This window comes from Streptococcus sp. bf_0095, from assembly GCF_004166885.1.
Lineage (GTDB): Bacteria > Bacillota > Bacilli > Lactobacillales > Streptococcaceae > Streptococcus.
The window spans coordinates 1-26585 of the sequence record NZ_RCYU01000005.1; the positions used below are offsets into that span (position 1 = coordinate 1).

A 26585-nucleotide genomic window follows, 5' to 3' on the forward strand; every position below is an offset into this window, starting at 1 on the left:
CCTGCACATTGGTTCGTCTTGTTCAGTTTTCAAAGGTCTTTGTCGCTCTCGCGCGACAACTATATTAGTATATCACGTCCATATGACCTTGTCAATATCTTTTTTCTATTTTTTTAAATTTTTTTGTTTTTTATTTAGAAACTTTATCTTCCTTTAATATAGGAAAGCTCCTGTATGTTCTACAGGAGCTTTCTTATTGTATTAGCTTATTTTTCTTTGACTTCAAGAAGTCCTACATCTCCATCTTCACGACGGTAGATGACGTTTGTTGTGTTGTCTTCCACATCTTTGTAGATGAAGAAGTCATGTCCCAATAGTTCCATTTGTAGAATGGCTTCATCTAGTTCCATTGGTTCAATGTCAATCGTTTTTGTGCGGACAACTTTTTCAAGAGCAACGCTTTCCTCAACCAGAGCGTCTGTAAAGATTTTGCTGGTTGCAGATTTGCTACGATTTTTCTTTTCAATTTTTGTTTTATTCTTTCGAATTTGACGTTCAATCTTATCAACTACCAAGTCGATTGATCCATACATATCTTGAGAAACATCTTCTGCACGAAGTGTAATGGAACCAAGTGGAATCGTGACCTCAACTTTTGCAGTTTTTTCACGATAAACTTTTAGGTTTACGCGGGCATCCAATTCTTGCTCTGCTTGAAAATATTTTTCAATTTTTTCGAGTTTAGAAACGACGTAGTCGTGAATGGCTTCTGTTACTTCTAGGTTTTCACCACGGATACTATATTTAATCATATAAGTACCTTCTTTCTAAACGTTTTTCTTTTTATATCTATATTATAACGCTTTCATTTTGTTTTTGCAAATATATTTTTGAATATTCTATCTTGCTAATGAAAAAGATATTATTTCTTTCACCCCATTTACAATTAACATTTCTTTGGCTCTTTCGATTGTTGCTCCTGTTGTATAGATATCATCTACTATCACTATATTTTCAGGCCAGTTTTGATTTTCTAGCTCTATGCGTTCAAAGACTTGTTCTGCTTTCAATCTTTCCTTTTTATTTTTTTGTGATTGGGCCTTTGTATCCTTTTTTCTCAATAGGTCTTGATAGGAGATTCCCGCAGATTCTAAAATGGCGGTTACTTGATTAAAGCCTCTCTTCTCTTTCCTCTCATCGCTTAAAGGTATGGGAACTATGGTATAGCCTTTATATCTTTTTAGTTCCGCCTTCATTTCTTCAGCAAAGAGACAAGCTAACAATTGGTCACCTTGAAATTTATACCTTTGAAAATATTCCTTCATTTCTTCATTATAATAGTAAAGCGCTCTATGATTTACCTTCTTTCCTTTTCGTTTCCACTCTTGGCAATCTTCACAAAATGTCTCGGTGCTTTTTTTACAACAAGTCTTGCAACTAGCTTCACTAATTGGGTCAAACTTGTTTTTACAGTTGTCACACATTGTTGGATTATCCTTTTTCATTAGGATGAGGCTCTTTAAGGATTCTTGATTGAAAATCTCTTCATCACATAGCAAACAATTACTCAAAAACCTGCCTCCCGATTCATTTCTTTTATTTCTTTAATTGCTTGTGTCATCTCTTTGCTACTACCTTCTGCCAAGTATAGTAATTCCCCTGTGGGTCTTTCCATACTTCTTCCCACACGACCAGCGATTTGAACCAGAGCGCTCTTGGTAAACAGTCGATGATTGGCCTCAATCACGAACACGTCTACTTTAGGGAAGGTGACCCCCCGTTCAAGAATGGTCGTTGACACAAGGATGGTGATTTCTTGATTGCGAAATTTTTCTACCAATTCCAACCTATTTTCCGTTTTAGAGGTTACCAGTTTGATGTTTTCATCCTTGAAGGCCTTCCTTAATAGAATGAGGATTTTTTCTCCTAATTCGATTTCTGATACAAATAGGATTAGGGGGAAGGAGGTCTTCCGTTGTTCTTTTATTAGCTTGAGCAACTTCATTGGCACTTGTTTCTTTTCTACTTTTTTACGTAGATCTTTTAACCATATTTTCTTAGGGACCACAAGGGGATTGCCATGAAAGCGTCTAGGTAGGCTAACGCGTTTTATCTCCTGTTTTTTGACTTTTTTATCTAACTCTTTTGTAGAGGTGGCTGTCAAATAGATGAGCTTCCCATTCTTAGTTACGGCATTTGAAACGGCATGATAAAGAACGGGGTTATCAACAAAAGGAAAGGCATCGACTTCATCGATAATGAGAAGATCGAAAGCCTGGTAAAACTTTAATAGTTGATGGGTGGTGGATATGACAAGAGTTGTTCGAAAATAAGGTTCTGAATCACCATGCAACAAGGAGATGGGACAGGAAAAATCCTTGGTCATTCGTTTATACAATTCAATACACACGTCAATCCTTGGGGTAGCAATGCAAACACAAATCCCTTTTTTAATTGTTTCCGCTACCACTTGGTACATCATTTCCGTTTTACCTGCTCCTGTTACTGCGTGTACCATCATTGGCTGGCTTTCTGTTAAGGATTGAACCAACTCCTGAGAAATCCGACTTTGAAAGGAAGTTAAGGTGCCCTGCCATCTTAGGACTTCTTCTTGCGGAAAGGCTTGCTGGGGAAAGTAATAGAGTTTTTGATCACTCCTAACTCTTCCTAATTGAATGCAAGCTCTACAATAGTAGCTTCCTATCTGTAGTTTCCATCTAGCCTTATCTATCTTGGTCCCACACCGATTACAAAACAAGCCCGTCTTTTCCTCTACCATAGCTGGCAGTTCCTGGGCTTCTCCAAGCAGTTCCACCTCCAATTGGTCTTGGGTGAACAAGCGTCCATAACAATCTTCAAGTTTCATACTTATATATTCGTAAAAGCTCGCAGTTTTAAGAGTTTTTTTGTAAAATAAATGTATGGAATACAAGACTTTTAAAGAGGACGGTCTCGTCCAAGAAGAAATTAAAAAATCCCGCTTTCTTTGCCATGCTAAACGAGTTTATACTGAAGAGGAAGCTCGCGACTTTATAGCCGCTATCAAGAAGGAACATTACAAAGCAACTCACAATTGTTCTGCTTTTGTCATTGGAGAACAATTTGAAATTAAACGGACTAGTGACGATGGCGAACCGAGTGGGACTGCTGGCGTGCCCATGCTTGGTGTTTTAGAGAACCACGAACTGACCAATGTCTGTTGCGTTGTCACTCGTTATTTTGGAGGCATCAAGCTTGGAGCCGGTGGACTCATTCGCGCTTATGCTGGCAGTGTCGCACAAGCTGTAAAAGAAATCGGTCTCGTTGAAATCAAAGAGCAGGTTGGTCTAGGGATTAGCTTAACTTATCCCCAATACCAAGAGTTTGCGAACTTTTTATCCGCTCACCAATTAACAGAATTCCAGACAGACTTCACCGATGCTGTCTTTAGCCTGATCTATGTAGATAAAGAGCAAAAAGAAGATGTGATTGCGGACCTGATTGATTTTTACCATGGAAAGGTTGAGATTAGTGATCAGGGATTAAAGGAAGTGGAAGTTCCTATCCCGTTATAAAAAAAGGCTATCGCATCGATAGCTTTTTTATATTTTACAAACCTTCTTACTGGCGGTATACTGGATACACTAACAAAGGAGTGTATATCGTATGCCAATCTATCAAAATATTACAGAATTAATCGGAAAAACACCTATTGTAAAATTGAATCACCTAGTACCTGAAGGGGCTGCTGATGTCTATGTTAAATTAGAAGCCTTCAACCCTGGTTCATCTGTTAAAGACCGGATTGCTCTTAGCATGATTGAAAAAGCAGAACGAGATGGTCTTCTTCAACCCGGTTCTACTATCGTTGAAGCAACCAGCGGAAATACAGGAATTGGTTTGTCATGGGTCGGGGCTGCCAAAGGGTATAAAGTGGTCATCGTCATGCCTGAAACCATGAGTGTTGAACGTCGGAAAATCATTCAAGCTTATGGAGCAGAACTTGTCTTAACTCCAGGTAGTGAAGGAATGAAAGGAGCTATCGCTAAAGCAGAAGAAATCGCTGCAGAACGAAACGGTTTCCTTCCCCTCCAATTTAACAATAGCGCCAACCCAGAAGTCCATGAAGCAACAACAGGACAAGAAATTTTAGAAGCTTTCGGACCAAATGGATTGGATGCTTATGTCAGTGGTGTTGGAACTGGTGGAACTATTTCAGGTGTTTCTCATGCCTTGAAAAAAGTCAACCCAGCTGTCCAAGTCTATGCAGTTGAAGCAGATGAATCAGCGATTCTTTCTGGTGAAAAACCTGGACCACACAAAATCCAAGGATTGTCAGCAGGTTTCATTCCAGAAACGTTGGATACCAATTCTTATGATGGCGTAATCCGCGTCACTTCTGAACAAGCTTTAGAATTAGGTCGCTACATTGGTGGAAAAGAAGGATTCTTAGTTGGGATTTCATCTGCTGCCGCTATCTATGCAGCAATTGAAGTCGCTAAAGAGCTTGGAGCTGGTAAAAAAGTCTTGGCTTTGGCACCGGATAATGGGGAACGTTACCTTTCAACTACCCTTTACGATTTTGATCAAGAATAAAAAAGAGGCTACGATGTAGCCTCTTTTCTTTCTATCTGCAGAAACAAATTCTTATTTTCCCTGACTGGTGTCACTCAAAAATTCTTTACTTTCTTTAATCCAAATAGGTAATTGTTTGGCTAAAGGAGTAAAACCGATCTTATGGCGATCATTTGAAAAACGATGATGGCGAAAATGCTTTCTGTTCCCAGCTTCTAAGGCTCGAAGGGACAAGCTAGCCTTCCCAGAGTATTCATCTATATCAATAACCTGGGTACAAACTTGATCCCCAATTTTTAAGATATCATGAATGTTGTCGATATATCCACTGCGGATTTCAGAAATATGAATCAAACCGGTTACCCCTGTCTCTAATTCAACAAAGGCTCCATAAGGTTGCAAGCCTGTCACAACACCCTTGAGTTTATCCCCGATTCTCATGCCTCTCCCTCAATGTCAATCGATTCCATGACCACGTCTTCTTTAGGTTTGTCCATGGCACCTGTCTCAACAGCCGCAATTGTATCCAATACTTGATAAGAAGCTTCATCCATCAATTGCCCGAATACTGTGTGACGACGGTCCAAATGAGGAGTTCCTCCTTCTTCTGCATAAATCTCTGCAATGGCTTCAGGCCAACCACCACGGGCAATTTCCTTTTTAGAATAAGGAAGGTGTTGGTTTTGAACAATGAAGAATTGACTACCGTTGGTATTTGGACCAGCATTGGCCATGGATAGCGCACCACGGATATTGTACAACTCTTCTGAGAATTCATCTTCAAAAGACTCTCCATAGATGGATTCTCCACCCATACCTGTTCCAGTTGGGTCCCCACCTTGGATCATGAAATCTTTAATGATGCGGTGGAAAATCACTCCATTGTAGTAGCCATCTTTTGCAAGTGCAATAAAATTTGCTACTGTTTTCGGTGCTTGATCAGGGAAGAGACGAATCTTCATATCTCCATAGTTGGTATGAATCGTCGCAATTGGTCCTGTTTCTTGATCCATTTTTGTTTGTGGTAAGTGCAATTCTTTTTCAACCATTTTTAACTCCTCTAAGGCATGTAAGATGCCATCTTCTTCTAAATTTTTTGTGACATAATCTGCTTTAGCTTTTAATGCATCCTGGGCGTTTCCCATGGCAATCGCTAAACCAGCATAGTCAAATAGTTCTAAGTCGTTCAATCCATCCCCAAATGTTAAGACATTTTCTGGTTTGAATCCCAATTTTTCGACTACTTTTGAGACACCATGAGCTTTTGATTGCTGATCTAAGACAACATCTGATGAGATTGGGTGCCAGCGAACCAAACGCAATTTTTGCTCCAAATTCTCAGGTAGGGCATCAACTGTTTTACCAGTCTCGAAAGTCCACATCTGATAAATGGGATGTTTGGCAGCAAAATCAGGATCTACTGGTAGCTTTGGATAAATGGGGTCAATAGCACGACTTATCTCTTCTGTCCGAGTCGAAAGAGCTGCTTGATGACTCCCAACCAAACCATAATGAATCCCTACCTGCTTAGCCCAAGCAATAAAGTCCTGAACAAGTGGATTTGGTACCCTTTCTTCATAAATGACATTCTCCTTACGATCAATCACGTAGGAACCGTTCAAAGTGACGTAGAAATCAGGTTGGAGAGCCTTGATTTCTTCTGGAACTCCAAAAATCCCTCTTCCACTAGCAATGGCTGTGTAAATTCCTTTTTCTCGTAATTGAGAGAATACTCTGGTGACCGAAGCCGGAACATAGCCGGTCTCAACATTTCGTAAGGTATCGTCAATATCAAAAAATACTATTTTAATCTTTTTTGCTTTGTAGCGTGTTTTTGCATCCATGTGGGTCTCCATTCAGTATGCTGTCTATTATAGCATGTTTTTGACTAAAAATCTTCCTGAGAAACCAAGTGATGCTGGAAGGCATAGACCACTGCTTGAGTACGGTCGCTCACTTCTAATTTTGACAAAATATTCGATACATGGGTCTTGACTGTTTTTAATGAAATGAATAACTCATCAGCAATTCGTTGGTTTTCATATCCTTTGGTTAGCAAAGCTAAGATATCTCGTTCACGCGCTGTCAAGTCATCATGGAGTTCCACGTGGTTTTTCCGATACTCTACTTTTTGGCTGACCTCTGTCTCAATTGCCAACTCTCCTTGCTCCACCTTGCGAATGGCCCGTAAAATTTCCTCTGCACTAGAGGTTTTGAGCATATAGCCCTTTGCTCCCGCATCCAAGACAGGATAGATTTTTTCATTGTCCAAATAGGATGTCAGGATTAATATTTTTGCATCTGGCCACTCCTTTAGGATTGCGAGTGTCGCTTCAATCCCCGTCATATAGGGCATGACAATATCCATAATGATGACATCTGGTCGCTCCTTTAGGGCTAACTCAACACCCTCTTGACCATCACTGGCCTCTAGGACTTGATCGATTCCATCTTGCATACTTAAATAACTTTTCAATCCTAATCGGACCATTTCATGATCATCTACTAGTAATAATTTCATTATCTTCTCCTTCTACTAATGGCACTTTAATATCAATAGCCACTCCCTTTTTGGGACTGGTCAAAATCTTAATTCTTCCTGCCATGTCATCTACTCGATCCTGAATATTCTTCATACCATAACTTAGTTCACCCAAAGATTCTGGATCAAACCCCACTCCATCATCTGCTAATTTGAGATGGAGTGATTGTTCTGTTTGCAACAGATAAACATCCAAGCGCTTCGCATGGGCATGTTTTAGTGTATTGCTCACTACTTCTTGTACAATTCGAAAAATATGCTCTTCAATTGATTTTGGTAATTTTTGAACATCATGTTCAAAATAAACTTCTAAATTACTCTTTTCTTGTAGTTCTCTAAAAATCACCTGGAGACCTTCTACCAAGTTTCGACCTTCTAATTCTGTCGGCCGCAAGTGTAATAAGAGAATCCGCAAGTCATTTTGAGCGGTGTTTAAAATTTCTGTGACTCCCTTCAACTGTTGCCCTACTTTAGGCAGTTGAAGAACTTGATCCTGGCTGGCTACACCAGACAAAATCATATTAGCTGCAAATAATTCTTGGCTCACCGTATCATGGAGATCTCGAGCAATTCGCCTGCGTTCTCTCTCCACAATCTCTTCTTCATTTTGCATGACCCGATTTTCTGTTCGTTGCAAATTTTCTGTCAGGCGTTTGAGCTTGCGATCCAAGCGTTGAAACTCCTCATTAATCTCTTTGTTTTCTCCGAGTTTTAGCTTCTTGCCTTCGAGCAAGTTTCTCAGGTTTTTTTGGACGGTGTTCATGATTGTAAATTGAATCAATTTAATCAATAGAATCATCAAAATAGTCAGAGCAACCGTCAAGCCAAAACCAATAAACAGAAAAGCACGCAGTTTGGATAAATCTTCCAATAGATAAGTCCACTGAAAGTCGAAAAGACCAAAGATTGAATGGATAATAACAGCTAGAATTAAGACCGTATAAAGGAAGATTAAAAGATAGTCTGTTCGTTTCATCCTCTGACGACCTCCACATCTCCTACAATCCCCGCAATAACAAGCTTCACTGTTCGATGGGAACTTCGATAATTCGGTGTCTCCATGCTTACTGTCTCATTTCTCAATTTTCTAGGTTTTTGAGAGAAGAGGCGCAATTCTCCATACAAGGTATTCACCTGCAAGCTCAGCTCCACATCCACCGGCAGAATAATTTTCGTATTGCCAAACATCTTTCTCATGATGATGACATTGTCATGATTCACAACAATCACTTCGTCTAAATGGATCGTATCCCGCCCCACTAAACGAGTAATCGTTAAATCACGAAAATGGCAGTTTACCTTTGAAAAATGATGCAGATCCCCAATCCAAGGCGTTTTCTCTTGTCGGATTTCTACATCTTCCTCATAATCTATCTTCACTTCTTCATTTTCACGGTAAAAATAGGGATAAGCCACCAGCATGGCATAGACAACAGCAAACAAAAGCGCAGCAATGACATAAGGATTTAACATGACAATAAAAAACAGCAGAATGCTGGACGCCACTAAAAGAAAATTACTCCGCTGTTTTCCGATGTAATAATACAATAGAAGCAAGCACAGAACCACGATTAGGACGATACGAGATATATTTCCCGCCAAAATAGTGATTGCAGCCATGGTGAGTAACAAAGCTTCGACAAACACAAACAATTGAATCTTCCACATAATTGAACCTCTCTATTCTATTTTATCAAAATTCTATAGGATTCGCTTCCGCCTCTAGAAGGATTCATTCCAACTCTCTCTTTACTAAAAAAACCAGACCGATGGGGTCTGGTTTTATAAGGTCATCATGTTAAGATTCTGGTTCAGTAGTAGCCGAAGGTTCCGTATTGGAATGGGATTCTACTGTTGTAGAGGTTGAACTTTCTGATGAACTACTTGAAGCTTTCGTGCTACTTGATGGTTCCGTCTTCGGTTCGTATACGGTTAAGACAATGCGAGTCTTTTTAATATCGATGCTCGATTGAGCTTCTGGAGTCTGACTCACAATTTGACCAGGTAGAACTTCCACACCAGCCGGCAGATGCGATGTAGTCTTCCGTTCAATATTTGCTTCCTTCACCCCGTAGATCTGAACGAGATTAGAGACAGCAAATTCATAATTAGAACCAACATAACTTGGTAACTCGATCGAATTACTTTCCTTCGATACTTTCAGAACAACCTTGGTATTAGAAGTCAAATCATATTTTTGACCAGCGGTAGGAGATTGCTCAAGTACAATTCCTGGCTCCACTTCATCGGTCTCGACTTCTTCAATCGAAATCAGCTTGCTAGACAGCTTATAGTTATTTTTCAGGTCATTTTCAGCATCTTCTCTAGACATTTTTATATAGTTCGGCATGTCAAAGGTGCTTGGTCCTTTCGAGACAACCAAATCAACCTTGCTGTTTTCCTTTTTCTGAGCTCCTGCATTTGGATTGGTACGGATTACATAACCCTCCAGCACCGAATCACTGTATTCTTCTTTTTCGTCTCCCACTTGAAGATCCTGATCTTCAATGATAGCACGCGCTTCTGCTACTGTTTTTCCAGATACATCCGGCACTGTTTTGTTGGCTGGACTCATATAAAGAAGAAAGGCAAAGGCAGCTAGTACCAAAGCTAGGGCGACAAACAAGACCTTGTAGCGCGTCCGCAAACGACGACGTGGCTTATTTTTTGGAGAAACTGGAGCTGTTCGATCCTCTGAAGCCACTGGTCGGTCCTCATGAACTGCAGGACGAGCTTCCGATGTTGGAAGTGGAGCCGGTTTTGGAACCACGTTCACCTTTGGTAGGGTCTTGGTATCCGCTTTTGAAGCATCATCAAAGACTAATTTTTTCTCATTACGGCGTTCATAAGATAGACAACTTGACAAGTCGACATACATTTCAGCTACCGACTTATAGCGATCGGATAGCTTCTTTGCTGTTGCCTTAATCACCACATTTTCCAAAGCCTGCGGAACATTTTTGTTCTCTTCAATGATGGACGGAAGTGGTTTTTGGAAATGTTGCAGCGCAATGGTCACTGCACTATCCCCATCATAAGGGATATGACCCGTCAGCATTTCGTAGAAAATGATCCCCATTGCATAGATATCACTTTGAATAGAAGCTTTCGATCCTCTGGCTTGCTCTGGTGATAAATAATGAACCGAACCCAACATAGAGTTGGTCTGGGTGAGACTGGTCTCTGCAAAGGCTACTGCAATCCCAAAGTCAGAAACCTTGGCATTTCCGTCCGATGTTAAAAGGACATTTTGAGGTTTCAAATCACGGTGAATAATGCCTTGCGTGTGCGCCAAGCGCATAGCAAGGAGGATTTGCCCCATCAAGCGAACAGCTTCTTCATTTGAGAGAGGGGCATTTTCTTTGATATAACGTTTCAAGTCCAAACCAGCGACATATTCCATCGCCAAGTATTGCTGGCCATCCTCTTCACCGATATCCGTGATCCGAACGATATTTGGATGATCCAAATCTGCCATCGCTTTGGCTTCTCGTTGAAAGCGTGCAACTGCAATTGGATCTGTTTGGTAATTGGTCCTCAGTACTTTAACTGCAACTTCTTCACCATCTAAGATTAAATCCCGAGCGAGGTAGACATCTGCCATCCCTCCACGCCCGATTTGACGGATTATCTTATATCGTCCGGCAAAAATTTTGCCGATTTGAATCATGCCACATCCTCCTCAGCAAAGCGAATCAGTACAACTGTAATATTGTCCAAACCGCCAGCATTATTCGCAAAGCGAACCAAGGTTTTTGCCTTTTCTTCAACCGATAAATCGCTAACAACGATATCACGGATTTCATCGCCAGAAATCATATTGGTTAATCCATCACTATTGATAACAATGAAATCTCCCGCTTCAACCGTAACCATACCAAAGTCTGGTTGCAATTCATCTTTTTGTCCAATGGATTGGGTGATGATATTGCGTTGGGGATGATGAGCTGCCTCTTCTTCCGTAATCTGTCCTGCCTTAAGCAAGGCGTTTACTAAAGAATGGTCACTGGTTAATTGATGGTATTCCCCATTACGTACGAGTCCAATTCGGGAATCCCCTACATGTGCAAATAAGACTTGGTCATCGATAATGGCAACAGCTTCGAGAGTTGTTCCCATTCCTTTATGTTCTTCATCTTGACCAATGCGATGGATCTGCTGGTTTTCTTTTTCCAAATTCTCTGCAAACCACTCTCTGACTTCGTTAATGGTGCTGATTTCAGTCGCTACCCAAGCAGCGCCGAGATCGGTAACAGCCATCTCACTAGCAATATTACCAGCACGATGCCCCCCCATCCCGTCAGCTAGAAAAATCATGGATTTTCCCGCTTTATTTTTATATTGATTTGCATAGTCTTGGTTATTTGTCCGTCTTTGACCTACATCGGTTAAGATAGAAATTTCCATACTGTCCGTATCCTCCTGAGATTACGATATTCTTCGAAAACGACTAATAAAGAAACCATCGCTTCCATACAATTCTGGTGTAATTAAAATACAGCCATCTTTCAGAATATCTTTTCGTTCATGATCTAATGGCACGAGTTCAAAATTTGGATGGTTTTTTAAAAACTGGTCAACCACATCAAAATTCTCTTCTCCTATAATTGTGCATGTACTGTAGACTATTATACCATCTTTCCGCACACTTTGACAAACTCCATCCAATATTTCCAATTGAATCGCCTGTAGAGACGCAAAGTCAGCATTGTCTTTATTGTACTTGATATCTGGCTTACGGCGGATCAAACCAATCCCAGAGCAAGGTGCGTCTACCAAGATTTTATCAAAGGCATCCGCTCCAAAAGCTTCAAATACCTGGCTGGCATCCAGTTTTTTTGTCTGGATTTTATCTGCAACTCCCAGACGTTCCGCGTTTTCCTGAATTAATTGGAGCTTATGATTGTACAAGTCCAAGGCTGTAATCTTCCCATCGACTAGATAAGAAGCTAGATGGGTGGTCTTGCCCCCAGGTGCTGCACAGGCATCTAATACCTGGTCTGATGGTTGGACCTCTAAAGCCGGAGCGACCAATTGACTGGTCTCATCTTGAATGGTTAATTTCCCTTGTTTGAAGTAGTCAGAGCCCGCAAAATAGCCATTCTCTTTCACAAGAGCTGTTGAGGCCAACAAGGAATCCGATGCCTGCAATTGCTCCTTGATGTCTTCTTTTTGATCCAAATCGACAACTCGAACACTGGCCTTGTTGCGAACATAGAGACTCTCAAAAATCGCAATGGCCCGTTCTTCACCATACTCGTCCATCAACTTTTTCACCAACCAAACCGGAAGAGAATAGCGGATTGAAAGTCGTTTGTTGACTCGTTTTATCTGGTCAATCGATGGGAGCCCCTCTCGTAGCATTTTCCGTAAGAGAGCATTGACATATTTTTCGCTCCCCTTTTTCCGTTGCTTGGCAAGCTCTACTGCTTCATGAACAACAGCATGGGGAGGAATCTTCTCCAGATAGACGAACTGATAGAGGCTCATCAATAAAAGATGATAGATCCAGGGATCTACCTGGTCCCGATCAGCGACAAAGTGCGATAGATACCATTCTAAGGTTAGTTTGCGTGAAACCGTCCCATAGACGATTTCGGTTACTAGACTTTTATCCACATCTGACAAGGTTGCCTTGCCCAAGGATTTTTTGAGGGCGATATTTGAAAAAGCACCGTCCTGGAAAATCTCTCCTAGGGTAGATAGGGCCACCCCTCGTGCAGTCTGCATCTTATTTACCAAATTGATCACCTACTTGCAATTGTCGCCCCAAACCATTTAAGAAATCTCCAACAGCCATCTTGGGTTTACCGGCTGGCTGAACAAGGGTCAAGGCCAAGGCTCCCTCACCCGTCGCAACAACGATTTCATTTTTATGGAGAGCTAAAATTTCTCCTGGTTCTCCTTGACCTTCACACGGTTTTGCTTGGTATATCTTAAAGCGTTCACCCTTCCATAAGGTATGGGCAACTGGCCAAGGATACATGCCACGAACTTGGTTAAAGAGTTCACGATTGGTCCGTGTCCAATCCAAACGTTCTTCTTCTGGCTTGATATTTGGAGAGAAGGTGACTTGTTGGGGATCCTGCGGTTGGGGCTTAAGCTCTCCCGCAAGGTAAGCTGGCAGAGTTTCTAAAAGAAGATCTCGACCGACAAGAGCCAATTTCTCAAACATGGTTCCCACATTGTCCTCTTCTAAAATAGGGATGGCACGAGAGGAAATCATATCTCCAGCATCCATCTCTTTGACCATTTCCATGATGGTCACACCAGCTTCTTTATCCCCATTCATGATGGCATAATGAATAGGAGCTCCACCACGGTATTTTGGAAGAAGGGAAGCATGCACGTTGACAGAAAACTTCATCGCCTCTAACAAACAACTCGGCAAGAATTGTCCAAAGGCTGCTGTGACAATCCCGTCTGCTCCCAAAGCCAATAAGTCTTCTAGTTCTTGACTTCCAGATAGTTTCTCCGGCTGATAGATTGGCAAGCCTGCTTCTAAAGCCGCTTCTTTTACTGGCGTCATTCGGATTTCTTTTTTCCGGCCAACTGCCCGATCTGGTTGGGTCACAACGGCTAGAATTTCATAGCGTTCATCAGAAATCAAGCCTTTTAAGACTGTAGCTGAGAAATCAGGCGTTCCCATAAATAGTATTTTTGTCATTTTTTCTCCTTCTACATAAAACTTTGCGGTTCATTGTCAATGCTGACTCGAAGATCTTGATTTTCCCGCTCTTGAGTATAGTCCAAAATCTGATTTAAAACCTGTGGCAATTGGTCTTCAAACCGGTACTTCAACAGGATTTGATAATGGAACAAATTATGCGTGCGAGCAATCGGTTTTGGCGTTGGTCCCAAGATTTGGACCTGATCGGACAGACCTGCTTTCAACAGGTCCATCACCTGATAAGCTTTTTTAACCACGACCTCTTCTTGTTTGTGAGAGAGGGTTAAACCTACCGTGTAATAATAAGGTGGATAGCCTAATTGGTGGCGCACCTTCATTTCATAGGCATAAAACCCTTCATAATCTTGGCGTTTCGCATATTCAATCGCATAATGATGAGGATTATAGGTCTGAATCAGAACCTGGCCTTCTTTATCCGCACGACCGGCCCGTCCCGCCACCTGGGTTAACAGTTGGAAGGTCCGCTCTGACGAGCGAAAATCAGGCAAATTTAGGGCTGTATCAGCATTGAGGACACCGACTAGCGTTACATTGGGGAAATCCAAGCCCTTGGCAATCATCTGGGTCCCAAGCAAAATATCGGCTTGCCCTTGACCAAACTGGTCCAACAAGGCCTCGTGACTCCCTTTTTTCCGAGTAGTATCAACGTCCATCCGCAGAATACGAGCCTCTGGGAAAATTTCTTGTAGCTCATCGTAGGCCTTCTGGGTCCCCGTCCCGTAATAACGAATGGATCGACTTTGGCAATTGGGACAGACAGTTGGGATGGCCTTATGGTAATTACAATAATGGCAGTCCATCGTCTTGGTGTCCATGTGGAAGGTCAAGGAGATATCACAATTCGGACAGGTATCTACCTGACCACATTCCCGACACATGACAAAACTGGAATAACCTCGGCGATTGAGCATAAGGACGACTTGCTCTTTTCTTTGCAGACGTTCTGCAATAGCCTCCAACAACTTGGGCGTATAAGTTCCAGATTCCTGCTGGCCAATATAGTCCCTGAAATCGATCACTTCTACCTCTGGAATGCGGGCAAGCGGATTAGCCCGTTGGGTCAATTGAAGAAATTCATAGACCCCTTTTCCTGCACGGGCTCGTGTTTCTAGACTAGGTGTCGCCGACCCCAAGACCAAAACAGCCTGGTGATACTGAGCTCGTAGCAAAGCCACTTCACGCGCATGGTAGCGGGGATTGCTATCTTGTTTATAGGTTGCTTCATGTTCTTCATCGATAATGATAGCTCCTAGGTTCTTCAGAGGAGCAAAGATAGCAGACCGTGCTCCAACAACTACTTGGGCCTCCCCTCGCTCAACACGTCTCCACTCATCGTATTTTTCACCGTTGGATAGGCCCGAATGGAGGATGGCCACCCGATCCCCAAAGCGAGAAATAAAGCGATCCGTCACTTGAGGCGTCAAGGAAATTTCGGGAACCAACATAATAGCTGTTTTTCCCTTTTCTAGCACCTCTTGGATGATTTGGAGATAAACCTCCGTCTTCCCACTCCCCGTCACTCCTTCAAGTAAGAAAGGTTTGGAGTCCTGGCCGATTTGACGCGTGACTGCTTGGACTGCTCGTTCTTGTTCAGCATTCAAAACCAAGGCCTCCGTCGACTCCTTGTCCTTAAAGTAGGCTGCCGCACGATTGACTTCTTTTTCAAAAATAAGCACGGCTCCCTGGTTAATGAAATAGTTCACAACAGGACGAGAGAATTCCGCTAATAAGTCACTCAAAGGTGCTTCCACTTCTTGACCTTGGACGAACTCACGCAGGGCCAAGCGCTTTTTGGCATTCTTGGCGATTTCCAAATTTTCAAGTAGGTGATGATTTACCCGATACCATTTTTCTGTTTTGATATGTTTACGATCCACTGCTTGGTATTCTACTTCCAACTCTCCCTTACGAGTCAGTCGCATCATTCGTGCTTGAGCATCAATATCCAAAGAAGAAAAGGCCAAACTGGTCGCTGTTCCAAAAATGTCCTCTCTATCTTCTGGCGATAGCAGTTCTGTCGGATGGAGAATTTTGTCATAGGAAGAATTTAAAACACTTGGTAACATGGCTTTCAAGAGGGTGATCTTGTAGGCAAAAACCGTCTTTCGCAACTGATCTGCCAACCAAAATTGCTCCTCTCCTAGAACCGGTTGGTAGTCTAAGACCTCTACAATACTTTTCAATTCTTGGTCTTGAGCTGCTAGAGTGTTCTCTTCAAGGTCAACCACAATCCCTTGAATGAGCCGATTTCCCTTTCCAAAGGGAACATGTACCCGCATTCCTTTTTCCAAGAAAGGAGAAAACTCTTCTGGTACTCGGTAACTATAGGGCTTGTCTGTTTGCATCAAGGGAACATCAACAATGACTTGTGCGAGCATGCTTTCACCTCCTTCCTGTCCTACCGCTAAATAGCAAAAAATAAGATTGAGCGAACCCAACCTTAAATTTTTTCACCATCTTCTTTTTCTTTCGCGATTTGTTCTTTAATTTTACGCTCTTCTTCTTCTTTACGCAAGCGTTCTGCTTCGATTCGACGACGAACTGCTTCACGCTTGGCTTCTGGATCTGGGTGAATCACCACATTTCCTGCTTCAATCTCTTCCAAGGCACGCAAGGTAGATTTTACTGATTGAAATTCTTGAGTGGGACTTGCACCACTCTCTAACTCATGAGCTCGTTTGGCTTCAAGAATAACCAAAGAGTATTTTGACGGTACTTTATCCAACAATGTATCAATGGATGGTTTTAACATCATAATCTTTTTACCTAATTCCTATTCTAAATTATCGTACCACTTGAGTGGCTTTGGGAAGCATTTCTTGGTAGTGTCCAATGACCCGATCAACACGGAAATGTTCTGCCTCAATCACACGTTTAACACGTTCTGCAGCCAAAGGTACTTGATCGTTGACAATGGCATAATCGTACTCACGCATGAGGGCAATTTCTTCTTTTGCTTTTTCAATCCGCTGGGCAATGACTTCCGCACTGTCTGTGCCACGTCCAACCAAACGATCTTGCAACTCATCCAAATCTGGAGGAGTCAGGAAAATGAAGACGGCATCTGGTACCTTTTTCTTGACCTGCAAAGCCCCTTGCACCTCGATTTCAAGGAAAACATCGATCCCTTTATCGAGGGTTTCGTTCACATAGGTCAAGGGAGTCCCATAGTAATTGCCAACATATTCAGCATATTCGAGCATTTGACCTTGACGAATCAACTCCTCAAATTCTTCACGTGTCCGGAAGAAATAATCTACTCCGTCCACTTCACCTGGACGTTGTGCACGTGTTGTCATCGATACTGAGTATTGAAACTGATTGTCTGAGCTTTCAAAAATCTCACGTCTAACCGTTCCTTTCCCAACACCTGAGGGTCCTGAGAAAACGATTAATAATCCTCGATCCGCCATTTTGTCTCCTTCGCTGTCTTTCTATCTAGTGTAACAAAAATAGAAAGATTTTTCAACAGATTTTTCCTAGAGGCAAGGCCCTAACCGCTTCTCTACCAATGAACCATCTCATCTGTGCTATCCCATTTTTAACACGACTTAAAAAAATAGCCAACTAAGGTTGTTCCACCTTCGCTGACTATCTTTTTATATATGGCTTTTAACAAGCTCTATTTTGCATAATCAATGGCACGTAATTCACGAATAACGGTTACCTTGATATTACCAGGGTACTCCAAGTTGGACTCAATCTTCTCACGGATATCATGAGCCAAGATGGTCAACTTATCATCCTTGACTTCTTCAGGGCTGACCATAATTCGAATTTCACGACCTGCTTGCAAGGCAAAGCTGGTCTTAACTCCCTCAAAGCCATTTGCAATTTCTTCAAGATCTTGCAGGCGTTTGATGTAGCTTTCAAGAGACTCGCTCCGAGCACCTGGACGCGCTGCACTCAAGGCATCAGCTGCTGCAACAATAACTGCGATGACACTTTCTGGTTCGACATCACCATGGTGACTGGCAATCGTATTGACAACAACTGGATGCTCTTTGTATTTACGAGCTAATTCAGTACCAATTTCTACGTGGCTACCTTCTACCTCACGGTCGATGGCTTTACCAATATCATGAAGGAAACCAGCTCGACGAGCCAAGGTAGCATTTTCACCAAGCTCACTAGCAATAATACCAGATAACTTAGCAACCTCAATGGAGTGACGCAAGACGTTCTGTCCATAAGAAGTTCTGAATTGCAAGCATCCCATAATCTTCATCAAATCAGGATGTAGATTTGGTGCGCCAATTTCATAGGCTGCTGCTTCACCATATTCACGAATCCGTTGGTCAATTTCCAAACGGTTCTTCTCTACCAACTCTTCAATCCGAGCTGGATGGATGCGACCATCTTTCAAGAGACTTTCCATGGTCATTCGTGCGATTTCCCGACGAATCGGATCAAATGCAGACAGGGTGACTACTTCTGGAGTGTCATCAATAATCACATCCACACCTGTCAAGCTTTCGAAGGTTCGGATATTTCGACCTTCGCGACCAATAATCCGGCCCTTCATTCCATCATCTGGTAAATGAACCGTTGAGTTGGTCTGTTCTGCCACAAAATCCCCGGCCATCCTTTGCATGGCTTGAACCAGGATATCTTTTGCAACTTTATCTGAACGTTCTTTCACTTCCACTTCTGCTTCTCGAATTCGAGTCGCAATCTCTTTGGAAAGTCGTTCTTCTGTTTGCGTTAAGATAATATCACGTGCTTCCGATTGAGTCAGAGAAGCAATTTTTTCTAATTCTTCTTCTTTCTTCTTTTCTAGCTCATGTAATTGTTCTTCACGCGCATCAATGTGTTTAGTTCTATCTGAAAGACTTTGCTCTTTTTGTTCAAGAGCTTGCTCTTTGCTCGTAAGATTGTCATCTTTGCGATCAAGATTATTCGAACGTTCCGCTAAGCGGGTTTCTAATTGTTTTAATTCTTGACGCTCTGATTTAAACTCAGCATCGACTTCTTCTCGATATTTTCTGGCTTCTTCCTTTGCCTCCAAAAGTGCTTCTTTTTTAAGTGAACTAGACTCGTGCTTAGCTTCTTTCAAAATCAAATCAGCTTCGCGCTCTGCCTGTCCACGTAAATTCGTTGCTTCTTGTTCAGCATTTAAAAGAGTAAGTTCTGCAGCCTCTTTCGATGCTTTCATCTTGACTGAGATCCCTACATATCCAATGACTAAACCAATGATTGCGGCAAAAACAATTGCAATTCCAAATTCCATGTTTTTACCCCTAATCTAATGAATAGTTGAATTAAAAAATTCTTTATTATTTTATCATATTTTTACAAAATTAACAAACAAATTTTCTAGCGAAAACTAATCTATTTCTGCTATTATTCTAATGCTTCTTTCCTTTGATTCTAACGGAAAAACACCCTAAAAACAAGCTTCTGAATCTTATTTCAACGGCTACTTGCCTCTCTCTTCTCTTATGTTTTCATCCACTGACAATTGTGCTATAATCAAGAAAAAAGAAATTGAGGAAGATACATGACGAAAGAAGTTATTGTGGAAAGTTTTGAATTAGACCACACTGCTGTAAAAGCCCCTTACGTCCGCCTAATCGGAGAGGAAACTGGACCAAAAGGAGATGTCATCTCAAACTACGATATCCGCTTGGTTCAACCAAATGAAGACTCTATCCCGACTGCTGGTTTACATACAATTGAGCATCTATTAGCTATGTTGATCCGTAAACGCATTGATGGCATGATCGATTGTTCCCCATTTGGGTGTCGTACTGGATTTCATATGATTATGTGGGGACAGCACGATCCAAAAACCATTGCACAAGTCATTAAATCCTCTTTAGAGGAAATTGCTGAAGCGACAAGCTGGGAAGACGTGCCAGGAACGACGATTGAATCTTGTGGAAACTATAAAGATCACAGCCTCTTTTCTGCCAAAGAGTGGTGCAAATTGATTCTCGAACAAGGTATTTCTGACGATCCATTCACACGCCATATCGTATAAAAAACAAAAGACTTCTCTTTGAAAGAGAAGTCTTTTTTAATTCTTAATAATCCAATGCATCGGAATGGCCTTTTCCGTTTCCGACAAAGTAGCCTGTTTTAGCATTGATACTAAACAAATAAGTTCCATCTGGCTTAAAGAGGTTGTAATAACCATTGCCGTTGATAATATTCACGCGTTCTAAGATGTATTGATCCCCAACGATATGACCACGTTCCCGAGCAATCTTCAGAACTTTCTCCAAAATACCAGGGTTAAAGGTCCATGCAGGATTGTTTACATCGTCAAGCGCTGCTTGGTTGTATGGCACCCGGCTCAAGTTTCGTTGAAGTGGCACACCAGTACTTTGAAGACCAAAGCCAGAATAGCCTGGGTTCACTTCGCCTGTCGTGTTGCCTTCAGTAGCTGGGGCTGGGGTAGGAGCAGGACTGGTTACCGTTCCTGAAGAAACTGCATTTCCACCTGCAGCACTGCTACCACCATCTGTCACGGGTGCTGGAGTCGCAACTTGTTGCGAGCGACCCTGAGAAGCTGCATCCTTCAATAATTGGTTCAATTGTGTATTAGATGTCGACACATCTGAAAAGACTGCATCACTCTTTACCTGCGCCTTGGTATCGATGGCCCCATCCTTAATAACTGGGCTGGTAAACTGAGAGTTTACTGTTTGAATAGCAGAAACCTGCTTCACCAATTCATCGTATTTACTTTTGGCTGCATCGTATTCCTTGGTGTCTTTCAATTTATCTAAACTGGCTTTTAGTTTTTCCAAATTACCAAAAGAATCATTTTTCAACTTCGTCTGCGTGTCATCTGTAAAGAAAGCTGCATACTGATCATTAAAATCCTTCAGCAAAGCCTCTGTATTCGCACTCGTTGAGGAAGAAGAACTAGAGGACTTCTTGCTAGATGAGCTAGTAGAAGAGACCACTGTCGTTTCCCCTTTAGACTGGTTACGGATCCATTGATAAGACAACCAACTAGCCGTAGCAACTGCTGTCAGAGCTAAAACTGAAAACAAAATTGGTTTGACCCGGCTTTTTTTCGGTTCTTCAGGAATCTCAATTTCTTCATCCACATATGGTTCTGTTGGCTCTGGACCAAACTTAATTTTTGCAGGGCGTTCCCCAGGAATTGGATCTGGAATGCGAGCAGATGCAACCTCTTTTTGACTTGCTTCAGCCGGTGTTGCTTCTTTCACTGGTTCTTCGTTTGGAATTGACTCTGTTGCTTCCACAGTGGTTGCAGCCTCTGCCTCAGCCAACATTTCCTTTTGCATGACGATGGTATCAAACTTGTGAGCTTCGATTTCGTCACGGTGCTGTTTGATGTATTTATCAAGGACATTGTCTGTTTCCTTGACGCCTGCTTCGATTTCTTCAGCTTTGCGATTCGCTTGGCCAATCGTCATCTCTTTGGCGTCCTTAAAATCAAGAACTGACTCTGCCTCTTGGCCCAACTGCTGTTTATCTTCTTTTGTCATATGTTTCCTTTCTCACTAGTCGCTTGTCGACGTACTCGTTCCCCAAAGAACTGATACAAGTCAACCTTTAAGGTTCCGTTATATAATTTTCGTTTTTTATCTGCTTGTCGCCCAAATTTCTTCTCAAAATTTTCATCGCTGGTCAGGATAAATTTGCTCCAAGTCTTCAAGGGCTCAAAGACCTCTCCCATTTCAGCGTACAATTTTGTAACTCCTGCATCATCGGATAAGCGTTCACCATACGGTGGATTGGAGATAATGACCCCATTGATCTTCTCCGAGCGCAAATCTTGCACCCGCATTTGCTTAAAGGTGATATCGCTCGCAACTCCAGCTTTTTGAGCATTTTCTTTGGCAATCTCAACCATCCGCGCATCGATATCAGTTCCCATGATGTCTAGGACAAGGTTCCGATTGATTTTTTTACTAGCCTCTGTGCGAACTTCTTGAATCAGTCGATCATCCACCCAATTCCACTCTTCAAATGAGAAGGTCCGTCTCAAGCCTGGCGCTATCTGGCGAGCCATCATCGCTGCTTCGATACAGAAGGTCCCTGATCCACAAGTCGGATCAACCAAGGGCTTATCTGGATACCAATTAGAAAGTTGAAGAATGGCTGCCGCCATATTTTCCTTGATGGGTGCCCCACCCTTTTCAGTCCGATAACCTCGTTTAAACAGGCTACTGCCAGTGGTATCAATTAAAATAGTCGCTTGGTCCTTCAAGATAGAAACTTCAATTTTAAATTCTGCTCCATTTTCGATCAATGGAACGCCTTCCGGACGAGCATAGTGTTTTTGCAACTTTTTAACAACTGCCTTTTTCGAAATAGCTTGTACACTCGGTTCGTTATGCAGTTTGGATTTGACGCATTTTGCTTTTGAGATAGGGAAACGCGCTCCTAAAGGGAGATATTGATCCCAATCCAAGGCAAAAACTCCTTGAAAGAGTTCTTCAAAGGTGCGGGCAGGAAAAGATCCTACGACGATCTTGATTCGGTCAGCGGCACGCAACCAAAGATTGGTTTCGATAATCGCACGAACATCGCCTTTGAAACGAACCCGTCCATTTTCCACTTGGCAATCGTAGCCTAGCTCACGCAATTCACGTCCAACTACTGCTTCTAATCCAGCAGCAGCTGTCGCGATTAATTCAAATTGTTTTTTCATTTATTCCCCATTGTTTAAAAAAGGAGGTTGAGATTTCTCTCCCCCTCGCCACCTATATGCAATTTTCTATAAGCCATGTTTTGTTCCAGAAATGACTAGGTACCATTTCCTTCGATAATCATCTGTCTACTGTTTCCAGTCAGAATGCTATGTTCGTTTCCATGCATCCTATGCCCCGACCAAAGTTTGGGTTGCTAGCTTGAGGGGTTTACCGCGTTCCACTTTTTAGGTTTCCCTAAAAACTACGTCACTGTGGCACTTTCAGAGCTAGTAGAACTTATCCTAAGACTTAGCCCGTTCGCTCGCCGTAACTTGAACATCAAGTCCCTAGGCTTATGGATTCACCTAGCACAAACACTACAGGCATCACAGCCTGTGCTAGCATGGACTTTCCTCATGAGAGAAAGCTCTCACGCGATTATCCAAAAATTGCACGATTCATATGTTATATCTTAAAAATCACGATCAACGACTTGTTTTCCGAAGACTTCTTTTTCTAGACGATTTAAGCGTTTCAAAATATCGAAGTTTGTCGTAGTAGTGACCTGAGGAAACTCATGCTTTGGAGCAGATTCAGGAACTGATGGACTCGGAGTTGCTTGGCTCGTTTTCTTCGCTAATTCTTCACGGAGCCGAGCATTTTCTTCTTTCAATTCCTTCACTAAGGCAGCATAGGTTTCATAGTCTTTGATGACATCATCCAAAAACTCATTTACCTCAACTTTACTAAATCCACGAACTTCTTTTTTGAAATCTTGATCAAAAATATCTTTCGCAGTAAAAATAATACTTGCCATCATTCTCTCCGTTCTAGTTAATCATAATCATTATATAAAAAATGAGGAGCAAAAATCAAGGTAAATCACTTATTTTTCGTAAATTTTTTCCGCTACTTCATTTAAGTCATCAAAGTTTAATCTTTTGACCTGATACTGATCCATTTCTAGCATCATTTTGTAAAGATATTTGAGATTTGTTTCGTGTTCTGGATCGTAAAATAAATAAGCGCCATCTGTATTTTCTAACAAAAAAGTATTGTATTCTTTAAATTGGCCTGGCTGGCTATAAGAGGGATAGGCATACTTGACAAAATCAACCTGTTTAAAGCGACTAAGGAGTTCTTGATTGGCCTCATTCCAGTTCTCTCCTTGGTTTTCAAACATAAAAATCGTGGCCAACTGTATCTCGTATTCTTTTTTTAATTCCTGGGCAACCTCCAAGGCCCAGGCTTCAAAACCTAGATTACCCGTAAAAATCAGCCACTTGACGCCCTCTTCCAAAAAACGGACTAAATCCCTGCGAATCGCCTCTTTAATAATGGGAAGTCTAGGGTCCTTTGCTGTCAGAATTCCCAATTCAAATGCCTTGTATCCTGTAATCAGTAAACTATTCATTATTTCCCCTCCCTTCTTCATTTTGTGATATAATAGAGTGATGTAATTGTACCAATAAGGAGAATTATGGTCAACTATCCTCACAAACTTAGCAAGAAATCTTCTTCGCCCATCCAGAGGAAGCAAAGTGTAAACTTTGCCAATCGGGGGATGACATTTGAAAAAATGATTAATGAGAGCAATCAGTACTACCTTTCTAGAGGGCTAGCGGTGATTCATAAAAAGCCGACACCCATCCAGATTGTAAAGGTGGACTATCCTCATCGCAGTCGGGCAAAGATTGTGGAAGCTTATTTTCGCCAGGCGTCTACCACAGACTATTCTGGTGTTTATAAAGGACACTACATTGATTTTGAAGCAAAAGAGACCCAGCAGAAACAATCCATGCCGATGAAGAACTTTCATCAGCACCAGATTGATCACATGACTGCGGTCGTCCAACAGGGAGGAATTTGTTTTGTGCTCTTGCATTTTGCAAAGCTCAATGAGACCTATCTACTGCCTGCTCCTTCCTTAATCGACTTTTACAACATCGATCACGGCAGTAAATCTATGCCATTGACCTATATACAGGAAAATGGTTATCGTATCGAGACAGATTGCCTTCCAAGCGTTCCTTATCTCGATATTATCGAACAGAATCTACTAGGCGGTAATTAAATGAACAAACAAACAGTTATCCAGTGGTTAAAATATGCAGCGATTGCGGCTATTTCCTTATTTTTCCTTTTACTTATCCTGGGTGGGTTGGTATTTGGATACTATGCCTCAAAAGCACCGACTCTTTCTGAGAAAGACCTCATCGCAACAACTTCCAGTAAAATCTATGACAATCAAAACAATCTGATTGCCGACTTGGGTGCTGAGAAACGAATCAACGTAAAAACAAATGAAATCCCAACCGACTTGGTCAATGCGATTGTGGCGATTGAAGACCACCGCTTTTTCAACCACAGAGGGGTCGACTTTATTCGTATTGGAGGAGCCTTCTTCAGTAACCTCCGCGGAGGTCGCCAAGGGGGATCCACTCTTACACAGCAATTGATCAAGCTCACTTACTTCTCTACTTCTTCGTCCGACCAAACCCTATCTCGGAAAATCCAAGAAGCTTGGCTTGCGACACAATTAGAACAAAAAGCCACTAAACAAGAGATTTTGACCTACTACATCAACAAAGTCTACATGTCTAACGGTAACTACGGAATGCAAACAGCTGCTCGTAGCTACTATGCAAAAGACTTGAAGGACCTTTCTCTGCCACAAGTGGCCCTATTGGCCGGAATGCCTCAGGCACCCAACCAATATGACCCTTATACCAATCCAGAAGCTGCACTCCAACGCCGTAATCTGGTTCTTAAAGAAATGTTGGACATGAAGTCCATTACAAACGAACAGTACGAAAGTGCCGTCAATACACCTGTTACAGATGGCTTACAAAGTCTGACAGGCTCAAGCAACTATCCTGCTTATATGGATAACTACCTTAAAGAAGTCATCCAACAAGTCGAAGAAGAAACAGGCTACAATGTCTTGACAACTGGTATGGATGTCTACACCAACGTCGATACCGCAGCTCAAAAACGTCTGTGGGATATTTACAACTCTGACGAATATGTCAATTATCCAGATAATGAATTGCAAGTTGCTTCTACTATCATCGACGTGACAAACGGAAAAGTCATTGCTCAGTTGGGATCCCGTCATCAATCATCTAATGTATCCTTCGGTACCAACCAAGCTGTCGAAACGAACCGAGATTGGGGTTCTACAATGAAACCTATCTCAGATTATGCTCCCGCGATTGAACATGAAGAATATAGCTCCACTGGAGTAACCATTCCTGATACACCTTACAACTTCCCTGGTACAAATACGCAAATTTATAACTGGGATAGACAATACTATGGTAATATCAGCATGGTCTATGCTCTCCAACAATCCCGTAACGTTCCTGCGGTCCGGGCCCTCGAAAAAGTTGGTTTGAAGAAGGCTCAAAAATTCTTGAGCAGCATCGGAATCGATTATCCAGAAATGGTATATGCAAATGCCATCTCAAGTAATACCAGCGACTCTAGCAACAAATACGGGGCTAGCAGTGAGAAAATGGCCGCTGCTTATGCAACCTTCGCAAATGGCGGTACCTATTACAAGCCACAATATGTGAATCGGGTTGTCTTTAGCGATGGTACAACGAAGAACTTTGATACCTCTGGAACACGAGTGATGAAAGAAGCTACAGCTTACATGATGACAGATATGTTGAAATCAGTTATCACAGCTGGTACAGGATACAATGCAAATATCTCTGGTCTTTATCACGCTGGTAAAACAGGTACCTCTAACTATGCCGACAACGAATTAAAAAAACTGACCAAAGACTACAATTACTCAAGCATTGTGACACCTGATGAATTGTTTGTGGGTTACACCACGCAATATTCTATGGCTGTATGGACAGGATATACCAATCGCTTGACTCCAGTCCTAGATGATGGAATCAAAGTCGCGACGGATGTCTACAAACAAATGATGCTGTATTTGTATGAGCAATACGGATCAGGTAGCGAAGACTGGACCCAACCAAGTGGCGTATACCGTAGCGGTTCCTACCTCTATCTCAATAATGGTAAGAACAACTACAATTACTACTATTATGAGCCAAGCTATACAGTTGAAGAAACGAGCGAATCAACAGAAGACAGCTCAAGTTCATCTAGCTCAGAAGAAAATTCTGAACACACAGAATCATCTTCTAAAGAGAATGAGCAAAATCACTAATTAGACCATACTATATTAATAAAACACGATTGTTCTTAAACAATCGTGTTT

25 protein-coding genes and 1 other RNA gene are annotated in these 26585 nt (G+C 41.9%); 5 read left to right on the forward strand and 21 right to left on the reverse strand.

Features of this window, described 5'->3' with window-relative positions:
* Positions 1–206: 206 nt before the first annotated feature.
* From raiA to EAI95_RS09470, 3 genes are all read right to left on the reverse strand, one after another.
* Complete coding sequence (raiA, locus tag EAI95_RS09460) at positions 207–752, reverse strand: ribosome-associated translation inhibitor RaiA (RefSeq protein ID WP_006596830.1); 546 nt, start codon at positions 750–752, stop codon at positions 207–209.
* Positions 753–839: 87 nt separating this feature from the next.
* Positions 840–1445 (reverse strand): ComF family protein, encoded by a 606-nt coding sequence (locus EAI95_RS09465; RefSeq protein WP_229046351.1) that lies wholly within the window; start codon positions 1443–1445, stop codon positions 840–842.
* A 62-nt stretch (positions 1446–1507) separates the two neighbouring features.
* Positions 1508–2806, reverse strand: a complete 1299-nt coding sequence (locus EAI95_RS09470) for a DEAD/DEAH box helicase (protein ID WP_129822805.1) — start codon at positions 2804–2806, stop codon at positions 1508–1510.
* Between the two features lie 55 nt (positions 2807–2861).
* Between EAI95_RS09470 and EAI95_RS09475 the strand changes: the two genes are divergently transcribed.
* Positions 2862–3494 (forward strand): YigZ family protein, encoded by a 633-nt coding sequence (locus EAI95_RS09475; protein WP_129822807.1) that lies wholly within the window; start codon positions 2862–2864, stop codon positions 3492–3494.
* 91 nt (positions 3495–3585) lie between these two features.
* A complete protein-coding gene (gene cysK / locus EAI95_RS09480; protein WP_125329919.1) occupies positions 3586–4515 on the forward strand; it encodes a cysteine synthase A in 930 nt (309 codons plus the stop codon).
* A gap of 51 nt (positions 4516–4566) precedes the next feature.
* On the opposite strand, the gene EAI95_RS09485 is transcribed toward cysK, so the two are convergent.
* From EAI95_RS09485 to EAI95_RS09545, 13 genes are all read right to left on the reverse strand, one after another.
* On the reverse strand, positions 4567–4935 hold the full coding sequence (locus tag EAI95_RS09485; RefSeq protein ID WP_048715304.1) for a S1 RNA-binding domain-containing protein: 369 nt from the start codon (positions 4933–4935) through the stop codon (positions 4567–4569).
* Positions 4932–6338: a Cof-type HAD-IIB family hydrolase gene (locus EAI95_RS09490; protein ID WP_129822809.1), complete on the reverse strand. Its 1407-nt coding sequence runs from the start codon at positions 6336–6338 to the stop codon at positions 4932–4934. Before EAI95_RS09490 ends, EAI95_RS09485 begins: the two co-directional genes overlap by 4 nt.
* Before the next feature lie 44 nt (positions 6339–6382).
* A complete protein-coding gene (locus EAI95_RS09495; RefSeq protein ID WP_129822811.1) occupies positions 6383–7015 on the reverse strand; it encodes a response regulator transcription factor in 633 nt (210 codons plus the stop codon).
* Entirely contained in the window at positions 6993–8012 is a 1020-nt protein-coding gene (locus tag EAI95_RS09500) for a sensor histidine kinase (protein ID WP_129822813.1), read from the reverse strand. The genes EAI95_RS09495 and EAI95_RS09500 overlap by 23 nt, the downstream gene beginning before the upstream one ends.
* Complete coding sequence (gene liaF / locus EAI95_RS09505) at positions 8009–8704, reverse strand: cell wall-active antibiotics response protein LiaF (protein ID WP_048691924.1); 696 nt, start codon at positions 8702–8704, stop codon at positions 8009–8011. The genes EAI95_RS09500 and liaF overlap by 4 nt, the downstream gene beginning before the upstream one ends.
* Before the next feature lie 130 nt (positions 8705–8834).
* Positions 8835–10706 (reverse strand): Stk1 family PASTA domain-containing Ser/Thr kinase, encoded by a 1872-nt coding sequence (gene pknB, locus EAI95_RS09510; protein ID WP_129822815.1) that lies wholly within the window; start codon positions 10704–10706, stop codon positions 8835–8837.
* Positions 10703–11443 carry a Stp1/IreP family PP2C-type Ser/Thr phosphatase gene (locus EAI95_RS09515; protein ID WP_129822817.1) on the reverse strand — a complete coding sequence of 247 codons (741 nt, stop codon included), beginning with the start codon at positions 11441–11443 and terminating at the stop codon, positions 10703–10705. Before EAI95_RS09515 ends, pknB begins: the two co-directional genes overlap by 4 nt.
* A gap of 21 nt (positions 11444–11464) precedes the next feature.
* The gene (rsmB, locus tag EAI95_RS09520; protein ID WP_129822819.1) at positions 11465–12778 is read right to left on the reverse strand and encodes a 16S rRNA (cytosine(967)-C(5))-methyltransferase RsmB; all 1314 of its coding nucleotides are present in this window, start codon (positions 12776–12778) and stop codon (positions 11465–11467) included.
* Entirely contained in the window at positions 12768–13703 is a 936-nt protein-coding gene (gene fmt, locus EAI95_RS09525; protein ID WP_129822821.1) for a methionyl-tRNA formyltransferase, read from the reverse strand. Before fmt ends, rsmB begins: the two co-directional genes overlap by 11 nt.
* An 11-nt stretch (positions 13704–13714) precedes the next feature.
* Positions 13715–16105: a primosomal protein N' gene (locus EAI95_RS09530; protein WP_129822823.1), complete on the reverse strand. Its 2391-nt coding sequence runs from the start codon at positions 16103–16105 to the stop codon at positions 13715–13717.
* A 62-nt stretch (positions 16106–16167) separates the two neighbouring features.
* Complete coding sequence (gene rpoZ / locus EAI95_RS09535) at positions 16168–16482, reverse strand: DNA-directed RNA polymerase subunit omega (protein WP_126403850.1); 315 nt, start codon at positions 16480–16482, stop codon at positions 16168–16170.
* Positions 16483–16510: 28 nt separating this feature from the next.
* Positions 16511–17140 (reverse strand): guanylate kinase, encoded by a 630-nt coding sequence (gene gmk / locus EAI95_RS09540; protein WP_006596846.1) that lies wholly within the window; start codon positions 17138–17140, stop codon positions 16511–16513.
* A gap of 209 nt (positions 17141–17349) precedes the next feature.
* Positions 17350–18957 (reverse strand): ribonuclease Y, encoded by a 1608-nt coding sequence (locus tag EAI95_RS09545; RefSeq protein WP_129822825.1) that lies wholly within the window; start codon positions 18955–18957, stop codon positions 17350–17352.
* A gap of 270 nt (positions 18958–19227) precedes the next feature.
* Here EAI95_RS09545 and EAI95_RS09550 point away from each other — a divergent pair, with 270 nt between their 5' ends.
* Positions 19228–19710: an S-ribosylhomocysteine lyase gene (locus EAI95_RS09550; RefSeq protein WP_006596848.1), complete on the forward strand. Its 483-nt coding sequence runs from the start codon at positions 19228–19230 to the stop codon at positions 19708–19710.
* A 43-nt stretch (positions 19711–19753) separates the two neighbouring features.
* On the opposite strand, the gene EAI95_RS09555 is transcribed toward EAI95_RS09550, so the two are convergent.
* From EAI95_RS09555 to EAI95_RS09575, 5 genes are all read right to left on the reverse strand, one after another.
* Complete coding sequence (locus EAI95_RS09555; protein ID WP_129822827.1) at positions 19754–21193, reverse strand: cell division site-positioning protein MapZ family protein; 1440 nt, start codon at positions 21191–21193, stop codon at positions 19754–19756.
* Complete coding sequence (locus EAI95_RS09560; protein ID WP_129822829.1) at positions 21190–22362, reverse strand: class I SAM-dependent RNA methyltransferase; 1173 nt, start codon at positions 22360–22362, stop codon at positions 21190–21192. The genes EAI95_RS09555 and EAI95_RS09560 overlap by 4 nt, the downstream gene beginning before the upstream one ends.
* Positions 22363–22426: 64 nt before the next feature.
* An RNA gene (rnpB, locus tag EAI95_RS09565) (RNase P RNA component class B) lies at positions 22427–22792 on the reverse strand.
* 22 nt (positions 22793–22814) lie between these two features.
* Positions 22815–23159: a cell division regulator GpsB gene (gpsB, locus tag EAI95_RS09570; RefSeq protein ID WP_006597079.1), complete on the reverse strand. Its 345-nt coding sequence runs from the start codon at positions 23157–23159 to the stop codon at positions 22815–22817.
* 69 nt (positions 23160–23228) lie between these two features.
* A complete protein-coding gene (locus tag EAI95_RS09575) occupies positions 23229–23756 on the reverse strand; it encodes a DUF1273 domain-containing protein (RefSeq protein ID WP_129270663.1) in 528 nt (175 codons plus the stop codon).
* A 66-nt stretch (positions 23757–23822) separates the two neighbouring features.
* On the opposite strand from EAI95_RS09575, the gene recU reads away from it, so the two are divergent.
* Both recU and pbp1a read left to right on the forward strand, forming a co-directional pair.
* The gene (recU, locus tag EAI95_RS09580; RefSeq protein ID WP_129822831.1) at positions 23823–24416 is read left to right on the forward strand and encodes a Holliday junction resolvase RecU; all 594 of its coding nucleotides are present in this window, start codon (positions 23823–23825) and stop codon (positions 24414–24416) included.
* Positions 24417–26534, forward strand: coding sequence for a penicillin-binding protein PBP1A (pbp1a, locus tag EAI95_RS09585; protein ID WP_129822833.1), 2118 nt, complete (start codon positions 24417–24419; stop codon positions 26532–26534). It begins immediately after the preceding gene.
* Positions 26535–26585 lie beyond the last annotated feature (51 nt).